At 44.6% G+C, this 2,317-nt stretch carries 1 protein-coding gene and 1 pseudogene; both read left to right on the forward strand.

Features of this window, described 5'->3' with window-relative positions; all coding sequences use genetic code 11:
- A pseudogene (locus tag F6K53_RS37565) lies at nt 1-690 on the forward strand (IS200/IS605 family accessory protein TnpB-related protein); the annotation flags it as partial.
- A gap of 220 nt (nt 691-910) precedes the next feature.
- Complete coding sequence (locus F6K53_RS37570; protein WP_293084747.1) at nt 911-2,170, forward strand: transposase; 1,260 nt, start codon at nt 911-913, stop codon at nt 2,168-2,170.
- Nucleotides 2,171-2,317 lie beyond the last annotated feature (147 nt).

Consider the following 2,317-nt stretch of genomic DNA (forward strand, 5'->3'; position numbering starts at 1 on the left):
ATTTCAGTCGTTGAGTCCGATGGCACTGTAATTTATCGTGAAGTTATTCACCCAGGAAGAGACATAGACCGTCGTGATAAGAAGCTGAAATCAGTCTCAAAAAAAGCCTCGAAAACGATGGGTAAAGGCGGAAGGTTACACAAAGGTTTTTGCCGGAATACTTATCGTAAATGTCGCCACATTAACCGTCAAATAGCGCAGATAGTCTCTAAGGGTATTGTTGAGATCAGCATTGAGTATAATGTTTCGGTTATCGCTTTTGAATATCTAAAAAACTGGAAGCCCAAAGGTAGGAAGAATAAATCTAATCTTAAACAGCGTTTCCACGGTTGGTTAAAGTCTATAATTCGAGAATTAACCGAAATGAAATGGATCGAATCTGGCGGTAAGATTCATGATGTAGTTGCCCGAGGAACATCTAGTAACGCTTATGACGGTAGTGGAACAGTTTGGCGTGATCGGAAAAATTACGCTCTAGCTAGGTTCAGTAACGGTAAACGATACAACGCTGATTTAAGCGCTAGTTACAACATTGCAGCTAGAGCTATTCAAGAACTCACTCGCAGAAATGACAGTGAGAACCGTAGTAGCAAAAGTTCTACTCGGTTGCCTAGAAGTCGGGCAGTCTTATGTGATCTATGGGTAACCTCAAACGATAGCATAGGACACCCCCACCTCAAGCAAAGCTAGGTGGGGGTGGCTTCATTACTAACGTGCATCTGAAAGCCAACTAAACGGGCAAGGGGTCTCCCGTTATAATCTCCGATTTAACGGGAGGGGAATTGCCCGACAGCGTCTGGAAGTTCTCAACAGATTGACATGCAGGTCACGCTGCGCGATTGGCCAGAGGCCACGCTTTCGGCAGAGCCGACGCTGCTTGAGGTGCGAGCGTAAGTGGTACAATAGCATTGTGATATTAACGTACTGCTACAAAATCAAACCAAGTCCCGAACAGATAGCCATCATGGAAAGGTGGCTTGAATTGTTGCGTCGTCACTGGAACTATGCTCTAGGGCAACGACTTGATTGGCTCAATCGGACTCGTTCCCCGATTGATAGATGTAGCTTAATCAGTGAGCCGATCGGTGAGATCCCAGAACCGGTTAACTATTACACTCAACAAGCGGCTCTCAAGGAAACTAAGCGACTGTTTCCTGAGTACAAGCAAATCTATGCAGAAACTCAGCAAGTCAACTTGCAACGACTCAATAAAGCGTGGGATAGATGGAGGAAGCCTGACGCTAATGGTAAACGTGGTGGTAGACCTCGATTCAAGAAAGCAGGAGAACTTCGATCATTCGTTTTTCCTAGGATCAATAGTTCAAAGGCGGGAGCACACCTGGCTGATGGGATCTTAAAACTAAGCCGAATTGGGTCAATACCTGTGGTAATGCATCGGTCATTACCCATTGGCTTTACCCTTAAGCAATGCACTATTGTCAAGAAGGCCGATGGCTGGTATTGCTGTATCTCAATGAAAGATGATACAGTTCCCGAACTTTTGCCTATTGGCTCTGTCAAGTCTGCCGTCGGAATTGATGTTGGGCTAGAAAAGTTTTTGACTACTTCCGATGGCGAGGCGGTACCTATCCCGCAGTTTTACAGAAAAGCTCAGGATAAGCTGGCTCAAGCTCAAAAAGCAATGTCGCGCCGTGTATTGGGCTCTAATAACTGGAAAAAAGCCAAGCACAAAGTCGCCTTAATGCACCTTTATCTGACTCGTTGTCGGAAAGAGTTTCATTATCAGGTTGCTCATTGGTTGTGCGGTAAGTACGACCTAATTTCTCACGAAAATTTAAACATCAAAGGGCTGGCTCGAACTAGGTTAGCAAAGTCAATAAATGATGCAGCTTGGGGAGCTTTTTTGGAGATATTACAAGCAGTGGCGGTCAAACGCGGTTTGTTAGTCCAGGAAGTCAACCCACGAGGTACAAGCATTGAGTGTTTTAATTGCGGTTCCAGGGTCGAGAAAAGTTTAAGCGATCGCGTTCATTGTTGTTCGAGCTGTAATATCAAAATCGATCGTGATTGGAACAGTGGTATCAACATTTTGAATCGTGGATTATTGGCGGTTGGACTGCCGCTCAATGGCTGCGGTAAATCAATACAGGATATTGAGGAACAGCAAGTCTCATTTGTGAATTTGAGAAGCCCACATCATAATCTTTGATTTGATGTGGGAGTAGTCACACAGAGTTCATTGGCAACTGACAACTGAAAACATCATAGGATTTCAATATGCCAACTAAGTATTGGTCAACTCTTTTACCGTTTTGGGTTTTACTTGTAGGAGCCGGGACTGTTGGCTGTAGTCCCT

Origin of the sequence: Moorena sp. SIO4A1 (assembly GCF_010672065.1) — a bacterium.
Taxonomy (GTDB): Bacteria; Cyanobacteriota; Cyanobacteriia; order Cyanobacteriales; family Coleofasciculaceae; genus Moorena.